22 protein-coding genes are annotated in these 23,532 nt (G+C 68.8%); 17 read left to right on the top strand and 5 right to left on the bottom strand.

Going from position 1 to position 23,532, the window contains the following annotated elements; translation table 11 throughout:
• Positions 1-247 precede the first annotated feature (247 nt).
• The 8 genes from pobA (at position 248) to BM162_RS01155 (ending at position 7,066) form a co-directional block, all read left to right on the top strand.
• The gene (gene pobA / locus BM162_RS01120; protein WP_093416566.1) at positions 248-1,417 is read left to right on the top strand and encodes a 4-hydroxybenzoate 3-monooxygenase; all 1,170 of its coding nucleotides are present in this window, start codon (positions 248-250) and stop codon (positions 1,415-1,417) included.
• Positions 1,418-1,427: 10 nt separating this feature from the next.
• Complete coding sequence (gene pcaD, locus BM162_RS01125) at positions 1,428-2,216, top strand: 3-oxoadipate enol-lactonase (RefSeq protein ID WP_093416568.1); 789 nt, start codon at positions 1,428-1,430, stop codon at positions 2,214-2,216.
• Between the two features lie 159 nt (positions 2,217-2,375).
• Positions 2,376-2,756 carry a 4-carboxymuconolactone decarboxylase gene (gene pcaC / locus BM162_RS01130; RefSeq protein WP_093416570.1) on the top strand — a complete coding sequence of 127 codons (381 nt, stop codon included), beginning with the start codon at positions 2,376-2,378 and terminating at the stop codon, positions 2,754-2,756.
• 119 nt (positions 2,757-2,875) lie between these two features.
• Complete coding sequence (pcaH, locus tag BM162_RS01135; protein WP_093417733.1) at positions 2,876-3,580, top strand: protocatechuate 3,4-dioxygenase subunit beta; 705 nt, start codon at positions 2,876-2,878, stop codon at positions 3,578-3,580.
• Positions 3,580-4,197, top strand: a complete 618-nt coding sequence (pcaG, locus tag BM162_RS01140) for a protocatechuate 3,4-dioxygenase subunit alpha (RefSeq protein ID WP_093416573.1) — start codon at positions 3,580-3,582, stop codon at positions 4,195-4,197. Before pcaH ends, pcaG begins: the two co-directional genes overlap by 1 nt.
• The gene (locus BM162_RS01145) at positions 4,198-4,908 is read left to right on the top strand and encodes an alpha/beta fold hydrolase (RefSeq protein ID WP_093416576.1); all 711 of its coding nucleotides are present in this window, start codon (positions 4,198-4,200) and stop codon (positions 4,906-4,908) included.
• Positions 4,905-5,738 (top strand): 3-oxoadipate:acetyl-CoA acetyltransferase, encoded by an 834-nt coding sequence (locus BM162_RS01150; RefSeq protein WP_093416578.1) that lies wholly within the window; start codon positions 4,905-4,907, stop codon positions 5,736-5,738. The genes BM162_RS01145 and BM162_RS01150 overlap by 4 nt, the downstream gene beginning before the upstream one ends.
• Complete coding sequence (locus BM162_RS01155) at positions 5,738-7,066, top strand: class-II fumarase/aspartase family protein (protein WP_093416581.1); 1,329 nt, start codon at positions 5,738-5,740, stop codon at positions 7,064-7,066. The genes BM162_RS01150 and BM162_RS01155 overlap by 1 nt, the downstream gene beginning before the upstream one ends.
• 1 nt (position 7,067) lies before the next feature.
• Here the strand turns inward: BM162_RS01155 and BM162_RS01160 are convergent, their stop codons facing one another.
• Both BM162_RS01160 and BM162_RS01165 read right to left on the bottom strand, forming a co-directional pair.
• Positions 7,068-7,259, bottom strand: coding sequence for a hypothetical protein (locus BM162_RS01160; protein ID WP_093416584.1), 192 nt, complete (start codon positions 7,257-7,259; stop codon positions 7,068-7,070).
• 141 nt (positions 7,260-7,400) lie between these two features.
• Positions 7,401-9,704: a Tex family protein gene (locus BM162_RS01165; RefSeq protein ID WP_093416586.1), complete on the bottom strand. Its 2,304-nt coding sequence runs from the start codon at positions 9,702-9,704 to the stop codon at positions 7,401-7,403.
• 370 nt (positions 9,705-10,074) lie between these two features.
• On the opposite strand from BM162_RS01165, the gene BM162_RS01170 reads away from it, so the two are divergent.
• From BM162_RS01170 to BM162_RS01190, 5 genes are all read left to right on the top strand, one after another.
• Positions 10,075-10,389, top strand: coding sequence for an SHOCT domain-containing protein (locus tag BM162_RS01170; RefSeq protein ID WP_093416589.1), 315 nt, complete (start codon positions 10,075-10,077; stop codon positions 10,387-10,389).
• 87 nt (positions 10,390-10,476) lie between these two features.
• The gene (locus tag BM162_RS01175) at positions 10,477-12,981 is read left to right on the top strand and encodes a heavy metal translocating P-type ATPase (protein ID WP_093417736.1); all 2,505 of its coding nucleotides are present in this window, start codon (positions 10,477-10,479) and stop codon (positions 12,979-12,981) included.
• A 10-nt stretch (positions 12,982-12,991) separates the two neighbouring features.
• A complete protein-coding gene (gene cueR, locus BM162_RS01180; protein ID WP_093416591.1) occupies positions 12,992-13,420 on the top strand; it encodes a Cu(I)-responsive transcriptional regulator in 429 nt (142 codons plus the stop codon).
• Between the two features lie 271 nt (positions 13,421-13,691).
• On the top strand, positions 13,692-14,927 hold the full coding sequence (locus tag BM162_RS01185) for a putative DNA modification/repair radical SAM protein (RefSeq protein WP_093416594.1): 1,236 nt from the start codon (positions 13,692-13,694) through the stop codon (positions 14,925-14,927).
• Complete coding sequence (locus tag BM162_RS01190) at positions 14,927-16,405, top strand: UdgX family uracil-DNA binding protein (protein WP_093416596.1); 1,479 nt, start codon at positions 14,927-14,929, stop codon at positions 16,403-16,405. Before BM162_RS01185 ends, BM162_RS01190 begins: the two co-directional genes overlap by 1 nt.
• A gap of 102 nt (positions 16,406-16,507) precedes the next feature.
• Here the strand turns inward: BM162_RS01190 and ychF are convergent, their stop codons facing one another.
• Positions 16,508-17,605, bottom strand: a complete 1,098-nt coding sequence (gene ychF / locus BM162_RS01195; protein WP_093416598.1) for a redox-regulated ATPase YchF — start codon at positions 17,603-17,605, stop codon at positions 16,508-16,510.
• A 122-nt stretch (positions 17,606-17,727) separates the two neighbouring features.
• Here ychF and BM162_RS01200 point away from each other — a divergent pair, with 122 nt between their 5' ends.
• Positions 17,728-18,156 (top strand): VOC family protein, encoded by a 429-nt coding sequence (locus BM162_RS01200; RefSeq protein WP_093416600.1) that lies wholly within the window; start codon positions 17,728-17,730, stop codon positions 18,154-18,156.
• Between the two features lie 2 nt (positions 18,157-18,158).
• On the opposite strand, the gene BM162_RS01205 is transcribed toward BM162_RS01200, so the two are convergent.
• A complete protein-coding gene (locus BM162_RS01205; protein WP_093416602.1) occupies positions 18,159-18,350 on the bottom strand; it encodes a hypothetical protein in 192 nt (63 codons plus the stop codon).
• A 122-nt stretch (positions 18,351-18,472) separates the two neighbouring features.
• Here BM162_RS01205 and trpA point away from each other — a divergent pair, with 122 nt between their 5' ends.
• On the top strand, positions 18,473-19,264 hold the full coding sequence (gene trpA, locus BM162_RS01210) for a tryptophan synthase subunit alpha (RefSeq protein ID WP_093416605.1): 792 nt from the start codon (positions 18,473-18,475) through the stop codon (positions 19,262-19,264).
• Between the two features lie 64 nt (positions 19,265-19,328).
• On the opposite strand, the gene BM162_RS01215 is transcribed toward trpA, so the two are convergent.
• The gene (locus BM162_RS01215; protein WP_093417738.1) at positions 19,329-20,054 is read right to left on the bottom strand and encodes a ZIP family metal transporter; all 726 of its coding nucleotides are present in this window, start codon (positions 20,052-20,054) and stop codon (positions 19,329-19,331) included.
• A gap of 182 nt (positions 20,055-20,236) precedes the next feature.
• Here BM162_RS01215 and BM162_RS01220 point away from each other — a divergent pair, with 182 nt between their 5' ends.
• Positions 20,237-21,406: an alpha-hydroxy acid oxidase gene (locus BM162_RS01220; RefSeq protein WP_093416606.1), complete on the top strand. Its 1,170-nt coding sequence runs from the start codon at positions 20,237-20,239 to the stop codon at positions 21,404-21,406.
• Positions 21,407-21,467: 61 nt separating this feature from the next.
• A complete protein-coding gene (locus tag BM162_RS01225) occupies positions 21,468-23,423 on the top strand; it encodes an alpha-amylase family protein (RefSeq protein ID WP_093416609.1) in 1,956 nt (651 codons plus the stop codon).
• The last annotated feature ends 109 nt before the right edge of the window (positions 23,424-23,532 follow it).

Here is a 23,532-nt window from a genome sequence, read left to right on the forward strand (position 1 = left end):
GCCAGCAGGTGCGTCCCGTCCCCGCACCATCTTCGGTCCCGAAATATCCGCAGGGGGAGCCCCGCAGGCGCGGGGGGCAGACAGCCCTCCTGCCGGCCTCTCCACCCGACTTCGCCCTTCCGATCTTTGCCCCGCGCGCGCATCATGTCGGGGCCCCTTGCGCCCGGGGCGCGCTTTCGCGTACCCGCAGCCGGAATAGTTGACACTGCCAACTACCATGGCGCATTGTTCGGCAACGGAGGAGATCATGCGGACACAGGTGTGTATCATCGGCGGCGGCCCGTCCGGCCTGCTGCTCAGCCAGCTCCTGCACAGGGCCGGCATCGACACGGTCGTGCTCGAGCGCCGCTCGCGCGACTACGTGCTGGGCCGCATCCGCGCCGGCGTGCTGGAATGGGGCTCGGTCGAGCTTCTGGACCAGGCCGGCGTGGGCGCGCGCATGCACCGCGAGGGCTATGTCCACACCGGCACGTACCTGGCGGCGCAGAACCGCGGCTTCCGCATCGACTTCAAGGAACGCGTGGGCAAGCAGGTCATGGTCTATGGCCAGACCGAGGTGACAGCCGATCTCTACCACGCCCGCGACGAGATGGGCGGCACGGTCATCCACGAGGCCGAGGGCGTCACGCTCCACGACCTCGACAGCGGCGCGCCCTACGTGACCTACACCAAGGACGGCACCGAGCACCGGATCGACTGCGACTGGGTCGCGGGCTGCGACGGCTACCACGGCCCCAGCCGGAAAAGCATCCCCGACAGCGTGCTGCGCGAATACGAGCGGGTGTATCCCTTCGGCTGGCTCGGCATCCTGTCGGAAACGCCCCCCGTCAGCCACGAGCTGATCTATGCCAACCACGAACGCGGCTTCGCGCTCTGCTCGATGCGGAACGAGAACCTCAGCCGCTACTACGTGCAGGCGCCGGTGGACGATCCGCTCGAGAAATGGACCGATCAGGCGTTCTGGGACGAGCTGAAGCGCCGCATCCCCGAGGATGCCGCTGACGCGCTGGTCACCGGCCCGTCGATCGAGAAGTCCATCGCGCCGCTGCGGTCTTTCGTGGCCGAGCCGATGCGCTGGGGCCGGCTGTTCCTGGTGGGCGACGCCGCGCATATCGTGCCGCCGACCGGTGCGAAGGGCCTCAACCTCGCGATGGGCGACGTGCACTACCTCAACGAGGCGCTGAAGTCGCATTACAACGACCGCGACGACCACGGGGTCGAGACGTATTCCGAACGCGCCCTCGCCCGGGTCTGGAAATCCGAGAGGTTCTCGTGGCAGCTGACGACCATGCTGCACCGCTTCCCCGACCAGAGCCCGTTCGACCAGCGCATGCAGGAATCCGACCTCGCCTATCTGGAAAGCTCCGAGGCCGCGCAGACCGCGCTGGCCGAGAACTACGTCGGGCTGCCGTTCTGAGGAGGACGCCATGAAGATCGCCGACCTCGGTGACGTGAAGATCCATTACCGCGACGACGGCGATCCCTCCGGCGCGCCCGTCGTCTTCTCCAACTCTCTGGGGACCGACCTGCGGCTGTGGGACGACGTGCTGCCGCATCTGCCCGGCGGCCTGCGCCTGATCCGCTACGACAAGCGCGGGCACGGCCTGTCCGACTGCCCGCCGGGCCCCTACTCGATGGGTGCGCTGGTGACGGATGCCGAGCGGCTTCTGGACCATCTGGGCGTGAAGGAGTGCGTGTTCGTCGGCCTGTCGATCGGCGGGATGATCGCGCAGGGGCTGGCGGTGAAGCGGCTGGACCTGGTGCGCGGCATGGTGATCTCGAACACCGCGGCCAAGATCGGCACGCCCGAGATGTGGCAGGAGCGGATCGACGGCGTGCGCAAGGGCGGGATCGAGGCTCTGGCGGACGCGGTTCTCGAACGCTGGTTCGCCAGGCCCTTCCGCGAAACCGACGCCTTCGCCGCCTGGCGCAACATGCTCGTCCGGCAGCCGGTCGAGGGCTATGCCGGCTGCTCGGCCGCCATCGCCGGGACCGACATGCTGGCCGCGACGGCGCAGCTCACCCTGCCCACGCTCGCCATCGCGGGGAGCGAGGACGGCTCCACCCCGCCGGATCTCGTGCGCGAGACGGCGGAGCTGGTGAAGGGCGCGCGGTTCGAGCTGATCCGCGGCGCGGGCCACCTGCCCTGCGTCGAGAAGCCCGAGGAATACGCGGCGCTGCTGACCGGCTTCCTGAAGGAGATCGGGCATGTTTGATGCCTGCTCAACAGAGGGCAGCGACCGCCCGTGGTGGGCGCGGAAGCGCCCGCATTGGGGGCGGGCGGGCGCTGCCCGGGCCGCTTGGCGACCCGGGCGGATGAGCTTCACCCTAAAAAGTTACATCCACAACAGTTACACCCGCAACGGAGTCTCCGCATGACCGACCGTTACGATCAGGGCATGGCCACCCGCCGCCGGACGCTGGGCGATGCGCACGTGGACCGGGCCGAGGCGAACAAGACCGCGTTCGACGAACCGTTCCAGACGATGATCACCGAGGGCGCCTGGGGCACCGTGTGGTCGTCGGACAAGATCACGCCGCGCGAACGCTCGATGCTGACCATCGCACTGCTCGCTGCGCTGGGGAACTTCGAGGAAGTGGCGATGCACATCCGCGCCACCGCCAACACCGGTGCCAGCAAGGACGACGTGATCGAGGCGCTGATGCACGTCGCCGTCTATGCCGGGGTGCCGCGCGCGAACCACGCCATCAAGATCGCCAAGGAGACATACGCAGCCATGGAGGCCGAGAAATGACCGCCCCTGCCGATGACAAGCGCGTCGGCGGCGAACCGAACGCCGCCTTCCGCGAAAAGAAGTCCGCCCCCGGCCAGACCCCGGGCGGCCAGCGCGACAACGTTGGCAACAGCTACTTCATGCGCGACCGCTCGTGGCATGCGCCGGCGCTGACGCCGCTCTACAAGACCTCGGTCACGCGCAGCCCGCAGCGCGCGCCTTTGTCCTTCGCCACCACGCTCAGCGAAGAGACGAGCCCGGTCTTCGGCAACGACACGCTCGGGCCGCTCGACAACGACCTGATCCACAACTTCGCCAGCGACCCGGCGGGCGCCATCGGGCCGCGCATCGTGGTCTATGGCCGCGTGATCGACGAGATGGGCCGCCCGGTGCCGAACACGCTGATCGAGGTGTGGCAGGCCAACGCCGGCGGGCGCTATCGCCACAAGAAGGAAGGCTATCTCGCCCCGCTCGATCCCAACTTCGGCGGCTGCGGGCGCACGATCACCGACGAAAACGGCTGGTTCGAATTCCGCACCATCCAGCCCGGCCCCTATCCGTGGCCCAACGGTCCCAACGACTGGCGCCCGGCGCATATCCACTTCTCGATCTTCGGCCACGCATTCGCGCAGCGCCTGATCTCGCAGTTCTATTTCGAGGGCGACCCGATGATCTGGCAGTGCCCGATCGTCAAGACTATCCCGACGAAAGAGGCGATCGAGACGCTGGTCGCCAAGCTCGACATGGGCGCGACGATCCCGATGGACGCCCGCGCCTACCGCTTCGACATCGTGCTGCGCGGACGCCGCCAGACGCTCTTTGAAAATCGGATGGAGGGCCTGTGATGATCCGCCAGCTCGACCGTTACAAGGAAACCCCGTCGCAGACCGCGGGCCCCTACGTGCACATCGGCTGCACGCCCAACTTCTGCGAGATCGGCGGCGTGTATCCGCACGACCTGGGCTCGAAGATGATCCTGGGCGACGTGAAGGGGCAGGAGATCACGATCCGCGGCACCGTCTTCGACGGCACCGGCACGCCTTTGCGCGACGCGCTGATCGAGGTCTGGCAGGCCGACGCCGAAGGGCTCTACAACTCGGTCAACGAGACCCGCGGGAAGGCCGATCCCAACTTCACCGGCTTTGGCCGCTCGCCCGGCGACATGGACACCGGCGAGTTCACGTTCCGGACGGTGAAGCCCGGGCGCGTCCCCTTCCGCGACGGCCGGCTGATGGCACCGCATGTTACCTTCTGGATCGTGGCGCGGGGGATCAACATGGGCCTGCACACCCGGATGTATTTCGCCGACGAGGACGCGGCGAACAAGGAAGACCCGATCCTGTCGCGGATCGAGCACCAGAACCGGGTGCCGACGCTGATGGCGAAGCCCGAAGGCGAGAACGCCTATCGCTTCGACATCCACCTCCAGGGGGAAAACGAGACGATCTTCTTCGACGTCTGAATGGCAAATTTCCTGCTGATCCACGGGTCGTGCCACGGTGCCTGGTGCTGGCGCGACGTGCTGCCCCGTCTGAACGCGCGCGGCCATGCCGCGCGCGCCATCGATCTGCCGTCCCACGGTCACGACGTGACGCCGGTGGAGGAGGTCACGCTCGACCTTTACGCTCGTGCCATCGTCGAGGCCCTGGAGGGCCCGACCATCGTCGTCGGTCATTCCATGGCGGGCTTTCCGATAACCGCCGCGGCGGAACTCGCGCCGGAGAAGATCGCGCGGCTCGTCTACCTCTGCGCCTATGTGCCGAGGCCCGGCAAGTCGCTGGTGGACCTGCGGCTCGAGGCGCCGCGCCAGCCGCTGATGAAGGCCGTCGTGAAATCCGCCGGCGGGAAGAGCTTCACCATAGACCCGGCGCAGGCGCCCGACGTCTTCTATCACGACTGTCCGGCCGAGGCGGTCGAGTACGCCGGGCAGCGCCTGTGCCCGCAGGCCATCCTGCCGCAGGCGACGCCGCTGGCACTGAACCGCGCGCCGTCGGTGCCGCGCAGCTACATCATATGCAACGACGACCGCACCATCCCGCCGGAATACCAGCGCACCATGACCGAGGACTGGCCGGCCGAGGACGTCTTCGAGATGTACGCCTCGCATTCGCCATTCTTCTCGCAGCCCGGTAAGCTAGCCGAGATCCTTTTCCAGATCGCCGAGAGACCATGACAAACCCCTGCATCATCTGCGTCGCCATCACCGGCTCGCTTCCCCGCAAAGAGAACAACCCCGCCGTGCCGATCACGGTCGAGGAGCAGATCGAGTCCACGCACGACGCGTTCGAGGCCGGCGCTTCCATCGCGCACTGCCACGTCCGCAACGACGACCAGACGCCCACCTCGGACCCCGAGCGGTTCGCGCGACTGAAGGAGGGGCTGGGAAAGCACTGCCCCGGCATGATCGTGCAGCTTTCGACCGGCGGCCGCTCGGGCGCTGGAAAGGAGCGCGGCGGAATGCTGCCGCTGCGGCCCGACATGGCCTCTTTGTCCGTGGGGTCGAACAACTTTCCCACCCGCGTCTACGAGAACCCGCCTGATCTGGTGGACTGGCTGGCCTCCGAGATGCTGAAGCACGACGTGAAGCCCGAGATCGAGGCCTTCGACCTGTCCCACATCGTGCAGGCCACGCGGATGGAGCAGGACGGGCGACTGAAGGGGCCGCTCTACGTCCAGTTCGTGATGGGCGTGAAGAACGCGATGCCCGCCGACGAGCCGATCTTCGACTTCTACATCGAGACGCTGAAGCGGCTGGCCCCCGACGCGCAGTGGTGCGGCGCAGGGATCGGGGCGAACCAGCTCAAGGTCAACGAGTGGTGCATCTCGAAGGGCGGGCACACGCGCACCGGACTCGAGGACAACGTGCGGCTCGACCGTGACACGCTCGCGCCGTCGAACGCGGCGCTGGTGAAGCGCGCGGCCGAGTTGTGCGAGAAGTTCGAGCGTCCCGTCGCCACCTGGCAGCAGGCGCGCGAGATCCTCGGCCTGAGGATGCCCGCCTGATGCCCGCGACCCCCTTCGACAGCGCGATCTATCGCAATCTTCTGCACGACGCCGAGACGGCCAGGCTGTTCACGGATTCCGCCGAGGTCCGGGCGATGCTGCTGGTCGAGGGGGCGCTTGCCAAGGCGCAGGGCGCGGTCGGGCTGATCCCCGAAACGGCCGCCGCCGCCATTCACCGGGCGAGCCTGGAGGTGCAGGTGGACCCGGCCGCGCTGGCGGGCGAGACCGGGCGCAGCGCCGTGACGGTCCCGGCGCTGGTCAAGGCGTTCCGGAGCGAGATGCAGGCGCCAGAGCACGCGCAATTCGTCCACTGGGGCGCGACCAGCCAGGACATCATGGAGACGGCGCAGATCCTGCGCCTTCGGCAGGTCCTGGCGCTGTGGGAGGACAGGCTGCGCGAGACGGTGCGCGCGCTCGGCACGCTGGCCGAGGCGCATGCCGAGACGCCGATGCCGGGCCGGACCTATGGCCAGATCGCCAGCCCCACGAGCTTCGGCGCGCTGGTGGCGAGCTGGGGGATGCCGCTGATCCGCCACCTCGACCGGCTTGAGCAGATGCGCCCGAGGCTGCTGTGCGTCAGCCTTTCGGGGGCGGCGGGCACTCTGTCGGTGATGGGCGAGAAGGGTCCCGAGGTGCGGACCCGAATGGCCGAGGCGCTGGACCTGCGCGACCCGGGCACCTCGTGGCACGCCACCCGCGACACGGTGGGAGAACTGGGCGCGTGGATGACGCAGGTGACGGCCTCGCTGGGGAAGATGGGAGAGGACCTGCTCCTGATGACGCAGAGCGGCATCGCCGAGGTCCGGCTGGCCTCGACCGGCGGCTCGTCGACCATGCCGCAGAAGCAGAACCCGGTGGGGCCGTCCCTGCTGGTGGCGCTGGCGCGCCTGACGGCGGCGCTGAACGCCGCGGTGCAGGGGGCGGTCGTGCACCGCCAGCAGCGTGACGGAGCCGCGTGGTTCACCGAGTGGCTCACCCTGCCGCAGATGTGCTTCGCCACGGGCCGCGCCACTACGCTGGCGGTGGAGGTGTCGAAGGGGCTGTCGCCCGATGCCGACCGGATGGCGGCGCACATCGACGATGGGCTCGGCCTGATATATGCCGAGGCGCTGTCCTTCGCGCTGGCCGCCCACATGCCGCGCCCCGACGCGCAGGCGTCGGTCAAGGCGCTGTGTGGCGAGGCGCTGGAAACGCGCACGCCCCTGCCCGACCTGATGACCCGCGACCATCCCGGGCGCGACTGGGCGGCGCTCTGCACCCCCGCCGCGCAACTGGGCACCGCGCCCGACCAGGCGCGTCGCTTCGCGCGGTCCGCCGCGGCGCTTTGACCTAGAGCCAGATCGCGTCGCGGAAGACGTGACGTGGAATGTCGTCGCGCTTGAGCCCCATGCGGGCCAGTTCGTCGTCTGACTTGGCGTTCAGCGCATCGATCTGGTCGGTGCGCGCGAGGCGCTCGAGATAACCGCGCGTGCGGCCCCCGGCGGAGGGGCGGGCGGTGGAGCGGAAACGTGCGAAAGCCATTTGGAAACCTCATGCGGTTGCAGGTGTGGTTTCCTCCCTGTCCGCTAAGCTAGGGGCACCTTCCGCCGCAGTGCAGCGCCAAATGCGAAGGGCGGCCCTGCACGATACGCATGGAACCGCCCCTCACCGTTCTTGGCCCGCTCAGCGCTTGTGCAGGGCGTCGCGCAATGCGGCGGCCATGGCACCGCCGCCCGTCTCCTCGCGCTGCGGCTTGCCCCGCGCGGGCTTGACGCCCCCGCGCTTCGGGCCGCCGTCCCGGGCCGCCTTCGCGGGCGCCTCGTCCCGTTGCTTCTTCATCGACAGGCCGATCCGCTTCCGGGCCACGTCCACCTCGGTCACGCGCACCGTCACCACGTCGCCGGCCTTCACCACCTCGTGCGGGTCCTTCACGAAGCGGTCGGCCAGTTGCGACACGTGCACCAGCCCGTCCTGGTGCACGCCGATGTCCACGAAGGCGCCGAAGGCCGCCACGTTCGTCACCGTCCCCTCGAGCCGCATCCCCGGCTTGAGATCCTTGATGTCCTCGACGCCCTCCGCGAACTTGGCCGTCACGAAAGCCGGGCGTGGGTCGCGGCCCGGCTTGGCGAGCTCCGAGAGGATGTCCCGCACGGTCGGCAGACCGAAGCTGTCGTCCACGAAGTCGCGCGGATCGACCGACTTCAGCGCCGCCTCGTCGCCCATCAGCGTGCGCAGGTCGCGTCCGCAAGCCTTCACGATGCGCCGCGCCACGCCATAGGCCTCGGGGTGGACCGCCGAGGCGTCGAGCGGTTCGGCCCCGTCGCGGATACGCAGGAAGCCGGCGCACTGCTCGAACGCACGGGGCCCGAGGCGCGACACCTTCAGCAACTCCTTGCGGCTGCGGAACGCCCCGTTGGCGTTGCGGTGCGCGACGATGGCCTCGGCCAGTGACGGCCCCACACCCGACACCCGCGCCAGCAGCGGGGCCGACGCCATGTTCAGGTCCACGCCCACCGCGTTCACCGCGTCCTCGACCACCGCATCCAGCGACCGGCCCAGCTGATACTGGTCCACGTCGTGCTGGTACTGGCCCACGCCGATCGCCTTCGGCTCGATCTTCACCAGCTCGGCCAGCGGGTCCTGCAGCCGCCGCGCGATCGAGACCGCGCCGCGCAAGGAGACGTCCAGCCCCGGAAACTCCCGCGCCGCCAGTTCCGAGGCCGAGTAGACCGAGGCCCCGGCCTCGGACACGATCACCTTGGTCGGCTTGGGCGCAGGCAGCGCCGCCAGCACCTCGCCCACCAGCTTCTCGGTCTCGCGGCTCGCCGTGCCGTTTCCGATGGCGATCAGCTCGACGCCGTGCTTGCGGATCAGCCCCGCCAGCGTCGCCTGCGCCCCGCGCACATCGTTCTTCGGCTGGAAGGGATAGACCGTGTCCGTGTCCAGCACCTTCCCCGTCGCGTCCACCACAGCGACCTTCACGCCCGTCCGCACGCCGGGGTCGAGGCCCATCGTCGCCCGCGCCCCCGCCGGCGCGGCCAGCAGCAGGTCCTTGAGGTTGCGGGCGAAGACGCGGATCGCCTCTTCCTGCGCCCGTTGGCGCAGTTGGCCCATCAGGTCCATCATCATCGAAAGGCTCAGCTTCACCCGCCACGTCCAGCGCGCGACGTCCGCGAGCCAGAGGTCACCCGGCCGCTCGCCCTGCACGTCCAGTGCCGCGCGGATCATACCCTCGACCCGCGGCAGCCCCTCGGCCTGCTCGGGCCCGATATCCAGGCTCAGCACCCCCTCGTTGCTGCCCCGCATCATGGCGAGCGCGCGGTGGCTCGGCACGTCGGCCCAGCGTTCGGAATGGGCGAAGTAGTCCGAGAACTTCGCGCCCTTCTCCTCCTGCCCCTCGACCACGCGCGCGCTCATCAGCGCGTTCTTCTGCAGGAACGTCCGCAGCCGTCCGATCAGGTCGGCATCCTCGGTCAGCCGCTCGGCGATGATGTCGCGCGCCCCGTTCAGCGCGGCCTTCACGTCCGGCACGGCGTCGGTGACGTAGCCCTCGGCCAGCGCCTTCGGCTCCGCCCCTCGATCGGACAGAATGGCGTCGGCCAGCGGCTCCAGCCCGTTCTCGCGCGCGATCATCGCCTTGGTGCGCCGCTTGGGGCGGAACGGCAGATAGAGGTCCTCGAGTTCGGTCTTGCTGGTGGCATCTGCGATCTTGCCCTCCAGCTCGTCCGTCAGGTTCCCCTGCTCGCGGATGGTGTCGAGGATCGTCGCCCGCCGCGCCTCCATCTCGCGCAGGTAGCTCAGCCGGTCGGACAGGGTGCGCAGCTGGCTGTCGTCCAGCCCGCCCGTCGCCTCTTTCCGGTATCGCGCGACGAAGGGCACGGTCGCCCCGCCGTCGAGCAGCGCCGCCGCCGCGGCCACCTGGTCGGGGCGCGCGCCGATCTCGGCCGCGATGGTCTGGGCGATGCGTCTGGTGGTGTCCTGGGGCATGGGGGGTCCGGGATTCTCGGGAGATGGGGAGAGGGAGAGGGAGAGTAGCGGGGTGCGGGGCCGCCGCCAATGGGGTGGACGGAGAGAGGCGCGACGGAAGCGGAAGCCCGCGGAGCATTTGAATGGTGTGCCGACAGAGGGCAGCGGCCGCCCGTGGTGGGCGCGGAAGCGCCCGCCTGGGGGGCGGGCGGGCGCTGCCCGGGCCGCTGGCCCGGGCGTGCAAGCCGAGAGCGCGGCACAGGTCTCTGGCAGACGTGGCACCGTCACAGCATGCACCTCCTAAACTCGTTGACCTGCATCAAGGCGCCGCGCCGCGCCCGCGTCTAATCAGCAGTCAAAGGCGCACCCGCCGCACAAGAAGGAGCACCCCATGTCCTCACGCATCGCACGCATCGCCGCGCCGCTCACCCTGCTTGCCGCGCCCGCCATCGCGCAGCCCTACAACGACGGCTACTATCATCACATGGACGGCTGGGGCTTCGGCCTCATGGGCTTCGGCATGATGATCCTGTTCTGGGGCGGTCTCGCCGTCCTGATCGTCCTCGCCATCCGCTGGCTGGGCGACGGGGGCGGCCAGCCGCTCGGCCGCAAGCCCTCGCCCCTCGACACGCTGAAGGAGCGTCTGGCCCGCGGCGAGATCGACGTCGAGGACTACGAGGCGCGGCGGAAAATCCTCGAGGGCTGAGCCCTCGCGAAGGCGTGAAGGAACATCTTGACCTTCCAGTCGCTGGAAGCCCCATATCGGCGGCAGCATTGGATTCGGAGGGTCGAGATGACCGACAAGAACATCCGCCTGAACGTCGAGGGCATGTCCTGCGCGTCATGCGTGGGACGCGTCGACAAGGCGCTGCGGCAGGTGCCGGGGGTCCGTGACGTTGCGGTGAACCTGGCGAGCGAGACGGCGGAGGTCCGCTTCGACGCCCCGGCCACGCCGCAGGGGCTGGCCGAGACGCTGCGCGACACGGGCTACCCCGCACGCACCCAGAAGGTGACGTTCAACGTCGAAGGCATGTCCTGCGCATCCTGCGTGGGACGCGTCGACAAGGCACTGGCCGCCGTGCCCGGCGTGCTCGAGGCGACAGTGAACCTCGCGGCCGAAACGGCGACCGTCACCTACCTCGAAGGGGCGGTCAGCGTGGCGGACCTTCAGAAGGCCTCCGCCGACATGGGCTATCCCGCCACCGTCGCCGAAACCAGCGCACCCGAAACCGCCGCCGCCCGCAAGGACGCCGAGGCGCGGGTTCTCAAGCGCGACACCATCATCGCCGCCGGGCTCGCCCTGCCCGTCTTTCTGCTGGAGATGGGCAGCCACACGATCCCCGGCATGCACGGCCTGATCGGCAGCACGATCGGGCACGAGGCGAGCTGGCTTCTCCAGTTCGCGCTGACCACTGCCGTGCTCGCCGGCCCCGGCCGCCGGTTCTATGCCAAGGGGTTCCCCAACCTCTTCCGCGGCGCGCCCGACATGAACAGCCTCGTCGCGCTCGGCACCGCCGCCGCCTACCTGTTCTCGGTCGTCGCCACCTTCGCGCCGTCTCTGCTGCCCGAGGGCACCCGCGCGGTGTATTACGAGGCTGCGGCGGTGATCGTCGTCCTCATCCTGCTCGGCCGCTTCATGGAGGCGCGCGCCAAGGGCCGCACCGGCGCCGCGATCCAGAAGCTCCTGGGCATGCAGGCCAAGACCGCCCGCGTGGAGCGGAACGGCGAGACGGTCGAGCTGCCCATCGAGGAGATCGCGATCGGCGATGTGCTGGTGGTGCGTCCCGGTGAACGCGTGGCCGTGGACGGCGAGGTGATCGACGGCACCAGCCACGTGGACGAGAGCATGATCACGGGTGAGCCGGTGCCGGTGGCGAAGGCACAGGGCGATGCCGTGACCGGCGGCACCGTGAACGGCGCGGGCGGCTTCCGCTTCCGCGCAACCCGCGTGGGCGGCGACACCACGCTTGCCCAGATCATCCGCATGGTCGAGGAAGCGCAGGGCGCCAAGCTGCCCATCCAGGGTCTCGTGGACCGCATCACGCTGTGGTTCGTCCCCGTCGTGATGATGGTTGCACTTGCAACTATCCTCGCCTGGCTGGCCTTCGGCCCCTCCCCCGCGCTCGGGTATGCGCTGGTGGCGGGCGTCTCGGTCCTGATCATCGCCTGCCCCTGCGCCATGGGCCTCGCCACGCCGACCTCGATCATGGTCGGCACCGGGCGGGCGGCCGAGATGGGCGTGCTGTTCCGCAAGGGCGACGCCCTGCAGGAGCTGTCTCACGTCCAGGTCGTGGCGCTCGACAAGACCGGCACCTTGACCGAGGGCCGGCCCGAGCTCACCGACCTCGTCCCCGCCGAGGGCTTCGAGCGTGCCGAGGTGCTGGGCCTCGTCGCCGCCGTCGAGGATCGCTCGGAGCACCCGATCGCCGAGGCCATCGTCCGCGCCGCCCGCGCCGAACGCGCCACGCTGCCCGAGGTCGAGACGTTTACCTCGATCACCGGGTACGGCGTGCAGGCCCGTGTGGGCGGCCGCGACGTGCTGGTCGGCGCCGACCGCCTGATGCAGCGCGACGGCATCGACACCTCGGCGCTGAGCGAGGCCGAGTCGAAGCTGGCCCGCGCCGGGCGCACCGCGCTTTTCGCTGCCATCGATGGCAAGGCCGCCGCGCTGATCGCCGTCGCCGACCCGGTGAAGCCCGCAAGCCGCGCCGCCATCGCCGCTTTGCACGACCTCGGGCTCAAGGTCGCCATGATCACCGGTGACAAGCAGGAGACGGCCGAGGCCATCGCGCGCGAGACCGGCATCGACCACGTGGTGGCCGGTGTCCTGCCCGACGGCAAGGTGGCCGCGCTGGACGAGCTGCGCGCAGACGGCGAGAAGCTCGCCTTCGTCGGCGACGGCATCAATGACGCCCCCGCGCTCGCCCATGCCGACGTGGGCATCGCCATCGGCACAGGCACCGACGTGGCGATCGAGAGCGCCGACGTGGTGCTGATGTCGGGCGACCTGCGGGGCGTGGTCAACGCGGTCGAGGTTTCGACCCGCACCATGCGCAACATCAAGCAGAACCTGTTCTGGGCCTTCGGCTACAACACGGCGCTGATCCCGGTGGCGGCGGGCGTGCTGTTCCCGGCGCTCGGCGTGCTGCTGTCGCCCGTGCTGGCGGCGGGCGCAATGGCGCTTTCGTCGGTCTTCGTCCTGTCCAACGCCCTGCGCCTGCGCCGCGTGCGCCCCGCCATGGACGAGAGGGAGGCGCCCCGCGCCTTCCCTGCCCCGCACCCGGCCCCGGCGGAATGAGGAGAGAGCCATGAACATCGGAGACGTCGCCAGCCTGTCGGGCCTGCCCGCCAAGACCATCCGCTACTACGAGGAGATCGGCCTGGTCTCTCCGCTGCGCGGCCCCAACGGTTACCGCCGGTTTCGCGACAGCGACCTGCACAAGCTGAACTTTCTCGGACGCGCCCGCTCGCTCGGGTTCAGCATCGAGGAGTGCCGCAATCTTCTGGCGATGTACGAGGATCAGGAGCGCGCCAGCGCCGACGTCAAGCGGCTGGCCGAGCAGCACCTGGAGAGCATCGATCGCAAGATCTCGGAATTGCAGGACATGCGCTCGACGCTCGCCCACCTCGTGGACGCCTGCGCCGGAGATCACCGGCCAGACTGCCCGATCCTCGCCGACCTCGCGGCGGTGGACGGGGAGGAGGACGAACGGCGCGACAGGCGGGCGACGGGCTGAACGGGGCGCGCTTGGCCGACGCTGATCGGCCAGGCGCCTTGGCGGCACATTCGTCCCATCCGTCCTGAAAGCGCGGTAAGGCACCCGTTGTCAGACGATCTGCGGCTGGCCCGCCGCGCTCTGCCAAAAGCGCCGGACGAGCGCCGGCCCGTGCCCCCGGGCCGCGCTCACCCACCTGATCCTTCTTCGCCTGCTGTTCCCACGCCGGCGTGACCGGCACGAATGTCGCATCCCCTTGTCGCACCCGGTTCGTGAACATACCATGAACGCCATGGGACGACTCTCGCTTCAGGACAAGCTCGCGATCCTCTCGGACGCCGCGAAATACGACGCCTCCTGCGCCTCGAGCGGGACGGCCAGGCGCGACTCGCGCGACGGCAAGGGCTTGGGCTCCACCGAGGGCTCGGGCATCTGCCATGCCTACGCCCCCGACGGTCGCTGCATCAGCTTGCTGAAGATCCTGATGACGAACTTCTGCATCTACGACTGCGCCTATTGCGTGAACCGCGTCTCGTCGAACGTCCGCCGCGCCCGCTTCTCGCCCGAAGAGGTCGTGCACCTCACGCTCGAATTCTATCGCCGCAACTACATCGAAGGCTTGTTCCTGTCGTCCGGCATCATCCGGTCGCCCGACGCCACCATGGCCGACATGGTGCGCATCGCGAAGACGCTGCGGGAGGAGCACGGCTTCCGCGGCTATATCCACCTAAAGACAATCCCCGACGCCGCGCCGGAGCTGCTTGAGCAGGCCGGGCTCTACGCCGACCGCCTGTCGATCAACGTCGAGCTGCCCACCGACGCCAGCGTGAAATCCTACGCGCCCGAGAAGAACCCCGTCACGATCCGCAAGGCGATGTCGGAGGTCCGGCAGAAGCGCGAGGCGTCGCGCGACCGCTCGCATACCGGCAAGCGGCCCGCCCGCTTCGCCCCCGCGGGGCAGTCGACGCAGGTCATCGTCGGCGCGGACGGCGCGACCGATGCCACGATCCTTGGCCAGTCCACGCGGCTTTACACCGGCTTCGGGCTAAAGCGCGTCTACTACTCCGCCTTCTCGCCCATCCCCGACGCAACGGCCAAGCTTCCCCTGATCCGCCCGCCGCTGGAGCGGGAACACCGCCTCTACCAGGCCGACTGGCTGCTGCGGTTCTACGGCTTCGCGGTCGAAGAGATCACGGCCGCCACGCCCGACGGCAACCTCGCGCTCGACATCGACCCAAAGCTCGCCTGGGCGCTCGCCAACCGCCACCTGTTCCCGGTCGACGTGAACCGGGCCGAGCGCGAGATGCTGCTGCGGGTCCCCGGCTTCGGGACGAAAACGGTGAACCGCATCCTGACGACCCGCCGCCACCGCACCCTGCGCTACGAGGACCTGTCTCGCATGGGTGCGCTGATGAAGAAGGCGCGGCCCTTCGTGACGCTCGCGGGCTGGTCGCCCGGCGCGCTGACCGACACGCCGGACCTGCGCGCCCGCTTCGCACCGCCGCCCGAGCAGTTGTCGCTGTTCTGATGCGCACGGTCGCCCTGCCCGACCTCGACACCGCCCGCGCCTGGCGCGACGCCGCGCGGGCGTTGGTGGCCGAGAGCGTGCCGCCGGAAGACGTCCAGTGGACTTGCGGCGCACCGGAGCAGACTGACCTGTTCCAGGCGACCGGACAGGGACGCGAAGCGGACGGGGCAGCCCGCACGTGCGCTCGGCGGCAGGCGTCCGTGTCCTTCAACGTTCCGAAGTCGTTCGTCGATCTCGCCGAAACGGTCGCCTGGCACAGCGACCCCGAACGCTTCGCCCGCCTTTACGCATTCCTCTGGCGCCTGCGCGACCGCCCCGTCCTGATCCACGACCGGGGCGACGCCGCGCTTGCCAAGCTGCGCGCGATGGAGAAGGAGGTGAACCGCGACAAGCACAAGATGAAGGCGTTCCTGCGCTTCCGCGAAATCGGTGCCCCCGACGCGCCCCGCCGCCGCTTCGCCGCCTGGTTCGAGCCCTCGCACAACGTCACCGAGCCGCTCGCCCCGTTCTTCGCCCGCCGCTTCGGCGACATGGACTGGCTGATCGTGACGCCCCGCCGCACCGCCTGCTTCGAAAGGGGCGAGATCAGCTTCGCCCCCGGCCAGCCCAAGCCGCTGCTTCCCGAGGACGCGACCGAGGACCTCTGGACCACCTACTTCCGCTCGATCTTCAACCCGGCGCGCCTGAAGGTGAAGGCGATGCAGGCCGAGATGCCAAAGAAATACTGGAAGAACATGCCCGAGGCCGCGGCCATTCCCGGCCTCATCGCGCAGGCCGAATCCCGCGCCCGCGCAATGCAGGAGGCCGCGCCGACGCTGCCGCCCCTGCGCGCCGGGCGTATCCGGGAACGCCTGCACGCGCCCGGCGTTCTCCGCCCCATGGAGCTGACCTTCAACGACCTGCGCCGCAAGGCCGAGGACGAGACCCGCACCGCCCGCGACGGCTATGGCCGGGTCGTGCTGGGCGAGGGGCCGCACGACGCGCCGCTGATGGTCGTGGGCGAACAGCCCGGCGACGTCGAGGACCGCGAGGGGCGGCCCTTCGTCGGCCCCTCGGGCCAGCTCTTCGACAATGTGGCCGAGGAGGCGGGGCTCGACCGCAAGGCCGCCTACGTCACCAACGCCGTGAAGCAGTTCCGCTACGTCCAGCGCGGCAAGCGCCGCATCCACCAATCACCCGACCGCAGCGATATCGAGCACGGCCGCTGGTGGCTCGACGCCGAGATCAAGCTGGTGAAGCCGACGCTGATCCTGTCGATGGGCGGCACGGCGGCGGAAACGCTCACCGGCACCCGCAAGGGCATTCTCAAGCGCCGCGGCCATGTCGAGGAAACGGAACATGGCCCCGTCTTCCTGACCGTCCACCCTTCCTACATCCTGCGCATCCCCGACGCCGCGCGGAAGGCCAAGGAAACCGACCTCTTCCGCGCCGACCTCGCCGCCGCACAGGCGCATCTCGAGGAACTCCGCGCCGCCTGACCGGGAGCCCCACCATCTCTGGTCTGGAAATATCCCCGCCGGAGGCACCGCGCCGGGCGTCAGCCCGGCGCAACGCAATGTCTTGCGCCGAAGGCGCGCGATTCAGGCGTTGAACAGGAAGTGCAGGACGTCGCCGTCCTTCACCTCGTACGACTTCCCCTCTACGCGCATCTTGCCGGCATCCTTCGCCCCCTGCTCGCCACCGAGTTCGACGAAATCATCATAGGCGATGGTCTCGGCGCGAATGAAGCCGCGCTCGAAGTCGCCGTGGATCACCCCCGCCGCCTGGGGCGCCAGCGTGCCGTAGGGGATCGTCCAGGCGCGCGCTTCCTTCGGACCCACGGTGAAATAGGTCTGAAGGCCCAGCAGCTCGTAGCCCGCCTTGATCAGCCGGTCGAGGCCAGCTTCCTCCAGCCCCAGCTCCGACAGGAACATCTCGGCCTCTTCGCGGTCGAGCTGGCTGATCTCCTCCTCGATCTTGGCCGAGATCACAACCGTGCCCGCGCCCTGCGCCTCGGCCATCTCGCGCACCCGCTCGGACTGGGCGTTGCCGGTGGCGGCCTCGTCCTCGGCGACGTTGCAGACATAGAGGATGGGCTTGGTCGTCAGCAGTTGCAGCATCCGCCATGCCTTGGCGTCGTCCTCGGACACCTCGACCGTGCGGGCGGGCCTGCCCTCTTCCAGCGCGGCCTGCGCGGCTTTCAGCAGACGCTCCTGCTGGATCGCCTCCTTGTCGCCGCCGCGCACCTTGCGCACGAGGTTCTGAAGCCGCCGCTCGATCGATTCGAGGTCGGCAAGCATCAGCTCGGTTTCGATCGTGTCGGCGTCGGCCACCGGATCGACGCGGCCCTCGACGTGGGTAACGTCGTCGTCCTCGAAGCAGCGCAACACCTGGGCGATGGCGTCGCATTCGCGGATGTTGGCCAAGAACTGGTTGCCCAGCCCCTCGCCCTTGGACGCGCCCTTCACCAGCCCGGCGATGTCGACGAAGGTCATCCGCGTGGGGATAATCTGCTTCGACTTGGCGATCCCGGCCAGCGTGTCGAGCCGCGTGTCCGGCACCGCCACCTCGCCCACGTTGGGCTCGATCGTGCAGAAGGGAAAGTTCGCCGCCTGCGCCTCGGCGGTGCGCGTCAGCGCGTTGAACAGCGTGGACTTGCCGACGTTCGGCAGCCCGACGATCCCCATCTTGAAGCCCATGCGCGCGTCCTCCTTGAAATGCCGCGCCTACCTAGGCAGTGCACCGCCCGTTCGCAAGCGCCGCTTTGTCGCCGCGCCGCCCGATGGCATCCTTCGATGCGGGACCAGCGCGGGAGGACGCGATGCAACCGATTCCCTATCTTTTCTTCAAAAGCACCTGTGCCGAGGCGATGCGCACATATGCCGGCATCTTCGGCGGCACGCCCGAGATCATGACCTTCGACCAGATGCCCGACGGCGGGCGCAGCGGGATGCCAGACATGCCCGGCGACGCAGTGATGCACGCCGCGCTGAAAATGGGCGACGGCTGGCTTTACGCCAGCGACGACCCCTCGTGCAAAAGCTCCGCGATGTCCGGCTGCTCGGTCGCCGTGTCGTTCCCCACGGTGGACGAAGCGCGGCGCGTCTACGATGCGCTGGCCGAGCGCGGCGAGGTCCGCATGGCCTTCGAGCCCACGTTCTGGTCGCCGGGCTTCGGCATGCTCAACGACCGGTTCGGCATCAGCTGGATGGTGATGACCGACGCGCCGAACGAGGGCGCGGCGGCCTGAGGTCACTGCACCCGGCGGTCCTGGCGCGCCTGGTAGATCAGCACCCAGGCCAGCAGGATGAACATCGGGTGGCTCAGCCCGCCCGAGATCAGGATCGCCGGGATCCAGATCAGGAAAGTGACGATGGCGACGATCGGCCGCCCGGCCAGAAGGATCGACAGCGGCGGCAGGAAGAGAGCGAGTACGTAATTCATGCCCGATCAGATAGGGTCGCGCGTGGCCTTACGGTATACCTCGCCCGCACTTTCCGCGCGGCGGCATTGATTTCCGCCTCGCGCTGCGGCACACCTCGCCCGGTTCGGGGACGGAGTGAGCCATGACACGCATCGACGACACCTTCGCGCGGCTGAAATCCGAGGGGCGCAAGGCGTTCGTCGCCTACGTCATGGCGGGCGATCCCGATTACGACACCTCGCTCGAGATCGTGAAGGGCCTGCCGGCCGCCGGCGTCGACATCATCGAGCTGGGCCAGCCCTTCACCGACCCGATGGCCGACGGCCCGACGATCCAGCTTGCCGGGCAGCGCGCGCTTGAGGGCGGGCAGACCCTGCAGAAGACCCTCGACATGGCCCGCGAGTTCCGCAAGCAGGACGACACGACGCCGATCGTGATGATGGGTTACTACAACCCGATCTACAGCCGGGGCGTGGCGAAGTTCCTGTCCGACGCCAAGGAGGCCGGGATCGACGGTCTGATCGTGGTGGACCTGCCGCCCGAGGAAGACGACGAGCTTTGCATCCCGGCGCAGGAGGCGGACCTGAACTTCATCCGCCTCGCCACGCCCACGACGGACGACAAGCGCCTGCCCAAGGTGCTGCAGAACACCAGCGGCTTCGTCTACTACGTCTCGATCACCGGGATCACCGGTGCGGCCGAGGCGCAAGCCGCCGATGTCGGCCCCGAGGTCACGCGCATCAAGGCGCAGACCGACCTTCCCATCGTCGTGGGCTTCGGCATCAAGACGCCCGCAGCGTCCGAGGCCATCGCCGGCGTCGCCGACGGCGCGGTCGTGGGCTCGGCCATCGTCAGCAAGATCGCCGAAGGCCGCCCGGTGCCCGAGATCCTCGACTTCGTGAAGGGCCTCGCCGACGGCGCCCACCGCGCCTGACGCCCGAAAGCAAATCCTCGTCGAAGATTTGCCCGTCCGGATTTTTGTCGAAAATTCGGCGGCGTCACCCCAGCGTGACGTCCAGGATCATCATCAGGATCAGGCCCGCCGTCAGGCCGGTCGTGGCCCAGTTCTGGTGCCCGTGCTTGTGCGTCTCGGGGATGATCTCGTGGCTGATGATATAAAGCATCGCGCCCGCCGCGAAGGTCAGGCCCCAGGGCAGCAACAGCTCCGACACCTGAAGCGCCGCCACTCCCAGCGCACCGCCCACCGGCTCGACCAGCCCAGTCGCGGCGGCGATGAGAAAGGCGTGCCACCGGCCATAGCCCTGCCCCCGCAGCGCCACCGCCACCGCCAGCCCCTCGGGCGCATTCTGGAGGCCGATGCCGGTGGCCAGCGGGATACCCTGCGCCACGTCGCCCGAGCCGAAGCCGACGCCCACGGCCAGCCCCTCGGGAAAGTTGTGGATCGTGATCGCCAGGATGAACAGCCAGATACGCGCCAGCGCCGCGCTTTCCCGGCCCTCACGGCCGGTGACGAAATGCTCGTGCGGCAGCGCCTCGTTCAACGCTGCAATGGCGATGACGCCCAACACCACGCCGCCCGCGGCGATGAAGGCTGCGGCGACGGTGTTGCCGTGCTGCGCCTCGGCCTCGTCGATGCCCGGCAGGATCAGCGAGAAGAACGACGCCGACAGCATCACGCCTGCCGCGAAGCCCAGCAGCGCGTCGTTGGCCCTGCGCGACATGGTGCGGCCGGCCAGGATCGGCATCGCGCCCACGCCCGTCATCAGCCCGGCGGCAAGGCTGGCCAGGAACCCGACATAGATGATGTTCACGAACCGCCCCTCTGCCGCATCCCGGCCAACGCCCCGCCGGTCCGGCCGTTCCGCCACGGCAAATGCCGCATTGCGAGGCTGAGCGGCCATTGGTAACCATCTTTTACCAATTGCCGTGCAAGAATGGACCGCCCATGCCCGTAATTACCGAGATCGAGGACCTTCGCCGCATCTACCAGCGCCGGGTGCCGAAGATGTTCTACGACTATTGCGAGTCGGGCAGTTGGACCGAACAGACGTTTCGCGAAAACGAAAGCGACTTCGACCTGATCCGCCTGCGCCAGCGGGTGGCCGTGGACATGGACAACCGCTCCACCGCCTCGACCATGATCGGGCAGGACGTTTCGCTTCCGGTCGCGCTCGCCCCCGTGGGCATGACCGGCATGCAGCACGCCGACGGAGAGATCCTTGCGGCGCAGGCGGCCGAGGAATACGGCGTGCCCTTCACGCTTTCCACCATGTCCATATGCTCGATCGAGGACGTGGCCGAGAAGACGACCAAGCCGTTCTGGTTCCAGCTCTACGTGATGCGCGACCAGGACTTCACCCGCCGCATCATCCAGCGTGCCAAGGACGCCGGCTGCTCGGCTCTGGTCCTCACGCTCGACCTGCAGATCCTCGGGCAGCGGCACAAGGACCTCAAGAACGGGCTGTCTGCCCCGCCGAAGTTGACACCTGCCAACATCGCCAACCTCGCCACGAAGTGGGGCTGGGGGATGGAGATGCTGCGCACGCCCCGCCGCCAGTTCCGCAACATCGTCGGCCACGCCGAGGGCGTCGGCGACGCGTCGTCGCTGATGGCCTGGACGGCCGAACAGTTCGACCCCAGCCTCGACTGGGGCAAGGTCGCGAAAATCAAGGAGATGTGGGGCGGCCCGCTGATCCTCAAGGGCATCCTGGACGCCGAGGACGCGAAGAAGGCGGCCGAGGTCGGCTGTGACGCCATCGTCGTGTCGAACCACGGCGGCCGCCAGCTGGACGGCGCGCTCAGCTCGATCCGGGTTTTGCCCGAGATCGTCGAGGCCGTGGGCGACAAGGTGGAAATCCACCTCGACAGCGGCATCCGCTCGGGTCAGGACGTTCTCAAGGCGCTCGCCCTCGGCGCGCGCGGCACCTATATCGGCCGCGCCTTCATCTACGGGCTGGGCGCGATGGGCAAGCAGGGCGTGACCACCGCGCTCGACACCATCCGGAAAGAGCTCGACACCACCATGGCGCTCTGCGGGCGCAGGAACGTGCACGAGCTCGACCGCGACATGCTGCTGATCGATCAGGACTTCCATCGCTGGCGGCGCACCACCTGAGGCTTTGCCAAACCGGCGGCAGGGCTTAAGTCTCGGGACCAACCCGACCCACAGGTGAGACATGGCCCGAGCCGCCGCCAAGAGCGCCAAGACCGCAAAGACCCCCAGCCCGGCGCGCCGCCGACGCGCCGCCTCGGTCCACGACGACGACCTGTTCGAAATGCGCTGGCTGCGCGCCGAGCGTGACCTGATGGAGCCGCTCGAGCGCCTCTACGGCAACGTCATCGACATCGGCACCCTCAAGACCCGCTTGCGCACGCTATTGTGGGAGAAGTGGGAGGCGCGGCCCAAGGACCTGCGCGCCCTCGACCTCGCCCGCGACCTGAACCCGACGTGGTTCCTGAGCCAGGAGATGGTCGGCTACGTCTTCTACGTTGACCGCTTCGCCGGGCGGCTGAAGGACGTGCCGCAACACATCCCCTACCTGCGCGAGCTCGGCGTCACCTATGCCCACTTCATGCCCTGCCTGAAGCCCCGCCCCGGCGACAGCGACGGCGGCTACGCCGTGCAGGACTATACCGAGATCGACCCCCGCCTCGGCTCCATGCGCGACTTCGAGATGGTCACGCGCGAGATGCGCGCCTCGGGCATCTCGACCTGCATCGACATGGTGCTGAACCACACGGCCAAGGAACACGACTGGGCCGTGAAGGCGCGGGCGGGCGACGCGTACTACCAGGCCTTCTATCGCCTCTACGACGACGACACGATTCCCCGGCAATTCGAGGAAACCCTGCTCGAGGTCTTCCCGAACCAGGCCCCCGGCAACTTCACCTACTACCCCGACATGGGCAAATGGGTGTGGACCACGTTCAACGAGTTCCAGTGGGACCTGAACTGGGAGAACCCCGAGGTCTTCCTGGCCATCCTCGGCGTGATCCTCGACCTCGCCAACAAGGGGGCCGAGGTCATGCGGCTCGACGCCGTGGCCTTCATGTGGAAACGGCTCGGCACCGTCTGCCAGAACCTCCCCGAGGTCCACGACATCCTTCAGGCGATCAACCAGGCCACCTCGGTCGCCGCCGCCGCGCTGATCCACAAGGCCGAGGCGATCGTGGGACCGGCCGAGCTGGTCACCTACCTGGGCCAGGGCCGGCACACGGGCCGCGAATCGAACTTCGCGTACCACAACAACCTGATGGTGCAGTTCTGGTCGTCGCTGGCTAGCCGCGACACCCGGCTGATGACGCACGTGCTGTCGCACCACTTCCCCGGCTCGTTCCGCGACGCGACCTGGGCGACCTATATCCGCTGCCACGACGACATCGGCTGGGCCATCACCGAGGACGACGCCGCCCTCTTCCCGCCGATGACGGGGCCGGGCCACCGCCGCTTTCTCGCCGACTTCTACAACGGCACGCACCCCGACAGCTTCGGCCGGGGCGAGGATTTCCAGGTAAACGAGGCCACCGGCGACCGCCGCACCAACGGCACCTTCGCCTCGCTCGCCGGGCTCGAGGCCGCGATCTGGTCGGAGGACCCCGAAAAGATCGACCTCGCCGTGAACCGCATCCTGCTGGGCCACGCGCTGATCGCCTCTTTCGGGGGAATGCCGCTTCTTTACATGGGCGACGAACTTGGCCTGCTGAACGACCACTCGTATCTCGAAGACCTCGACCTCGCCGGTGACGGCCGCTGGATGCAGCGCCCCCGGATGGACTGGGACAAGGCCGCCGCCGCACCCGCCTCGGACGACTACGTCGGATGGATCTGGCGCGGCACCCGGCACCTGCTGGAGCGCCGCAAGGCCACCCCGCAGCTCTCCAGCCGCGTGCCCTCCGACATCCTCGACACCGGGCATCCCGCGATCTTCGCCGTCCGCCGCCCCGCCGACGACAAGCCGCTGACGGCGATCTTCAACTTCACCGAAGAGTGGCACGAACTCGGCACCCACGCCGTCGGCCTCGACTCGGGCCGCACCTACGAAGAGGTCATCACCGGCGAAACCATCAGCTTCCCGCACGAGCTGATGCACCTGGGCCCCTACTCCCGCCTCTGGCTGCTCCCGCGCGACTGAGCCGCGCCCCGCCCGGCCGGACAACGACCCCCTTCCCTTTCCCCGCGATCTGCCCTATACGCGCGCGTTCATGGGCGGACACCCTTGGAGGCCGCCCACCATTCTCAAG

The sequence above is a fragment of the Tranquillimonas alkanivorans genome, assembly GCF_900115595.1.
Lineage (GTDB): Bacteria > Pseudomonadota > Alphaproteobacteria > Rhodobacterales > Rhodobacteraceae > Tranquillimonas > Tranquillimonas alkanivorans.

What these genes read in the sequence shown, in the direction of transcription:
- pobA (WP_093416566.1), top strand. Translation starts at nt 248, where the DNA reads ATGCGGACACAGGTGTGTATCATCGGCGGCGGCCCGTCCGGCCTGCTG.
- pcaD (WP_093416568.1), top strand. Translation starts at nt 1,428, where the DNA reads ATGAAGATCGCCGACCTCGGTGACGTGAAGATCCATTACCGCGACGAC.
- pcaC (WP_093416570.1), top strand. Translation starts at nt 2,376, where the DNA reads ATGACCGACCGTTACGATCAGGGCATGGCCACCCGCCGCCGGACGCTG.
- pcaH (WP_093417733.1), top strand. Translation starts at nt 2,876, where the DNA reads ATGCGCGACCGCTCGTGGCATGCGCCGGCGCTGACGCCGCTCTACAAG.
- pcaG (WP_093416573.1), top strand. Translation starts at nt 3,580, where the DNA reads ATGATCCGCCAGCTCGACCGTTACAAGGAAACCCCGTCGCAGACCGCG.
- BM162_RS01145 (WP_093416576.1), top strand. Translation starts at nt 4,198, where the DNA reads ATGGCAAATTTCCTGCTGATCCACGGGTCGTGCCACGGTGCCTGGTGC.
- BM162_RS01150 (WP_093416578.1), top strand. Translation starts at nt 4,905, where the DNA reads ATGACAAACCCCTGCATCATCTGCGTCGCCATCACCGGCTCGCTTCCC.
- BM162_RS01155 (WP_093416581.1), top strand. Translation starts at nt 5,738, where the DNA reads ATGCCCGCGACCCCCTTCGACAGCGCGATCTATCGCAATCTTCTGCAC.
- BM162_RS01160 (WP_093416584.1), bottom strand. Translation starts at nt 7,259, where the DNA reads ATGGCTTTCGCACGTTTCCGCTCCACCGCCCGCCCCTCCGCCGGGGGC.
- BM162_RS01165 (WP_093416586.1), bottom strand. Translation starts at nt 9,704, where the DNA reads ATGCCCCAGGACACCACCAGACGCATCGCCCAGACCATCGCGGCCGAG.
- BM162_RS01170 (WP_093416589.1), top strand. Translation starts at nt 10,075, where the DNA reads ATGTCCTCACGCATCGCACGCATCGCCGCGCCGCTCACCCTGCTTGCC.
- BM162_RS01175 (WP_093417736.1), top strand. Translation starts at nt 10,477, where the DNA reads ATGACCGACAAGAACATCCGCCTGAACGTCGAGGGCATGTCCTGCGCG.
- cueR (WP_093416591.1), top strand. Translation starts at nt 12,992, where the DNA reads ATGAACATCGGAGACGTCGCCAGCCTGTCGGGCCTGCCCGCCAAGACC.
- BM162_RS01185 (WP_093416594.1), top strand. Translation starts at nt 13,692, where the DNA reads ATGGGACGACTCTCGCTTCAGGACAAGCTCGCGATCCTCTCGGACGCC.
- BM162_RS01190 (WP_093416596.1), top strand. Translation starts at nt 14,927, where the DNA reads ATGCGCACGGTCGCCCTGCCCGACCTCGACACCGCCCGCGCCTGGCGC.
- ychF (WP_093416598.1), bottom strand. Translation starts at nt 17,605, where the DNA reads ATGGGCTTCAAGATGGGGATCGTCGGGCTGCCGAACGTCGGCAAGTCC.
- BM162_RS01200 (WP_093416600.1), top strand. Translation starts at nt 17,728, where the DNA reads ATGCAACCGATTCCCTATCTTTTCTTCAAAAGCACCTGTGCCGAGGCG.
- BM162_RS01205 (WP_093416602.1), bottom strand. Translation starts at nt 18,350, where the DNA reads ATGAATTACGTACTCGCTCTCTTCCTGCCGCCGCTGTCGATCCTTCTG.
- trpA (WP_093416605.1), top strand. Translation starts at nt 18,473, where the DNA reads ATGACACGCATCGACGACACCTTCGCGCGGCTGAAATCCGAGGGGCGC.
- BM162_RS01215 (WP_093417738.1), bottom strand. Translation starts at nt 20,054, where the DNA reads ATGACGGGCGTGGGCGCGATGCCGATCCTGGCCGGCCGCACCATGTCG.
- BM162_RS01220 (WP_093416606.1), top strand. Translation starts at nt 20,237, where the DNA reads ATGCCCGTAATTACCGAGATCGAGGACCTTCGCCGCATCTACCAGCGC.
- BM162_RS01225 (WP_093416609.1), top strand. Translation starts at nt 21,468, where the DNA reads ATGGCCCGAGCCGCCGCCAAGAGCGCCAAGACCGCAAAGACCCCCAGC.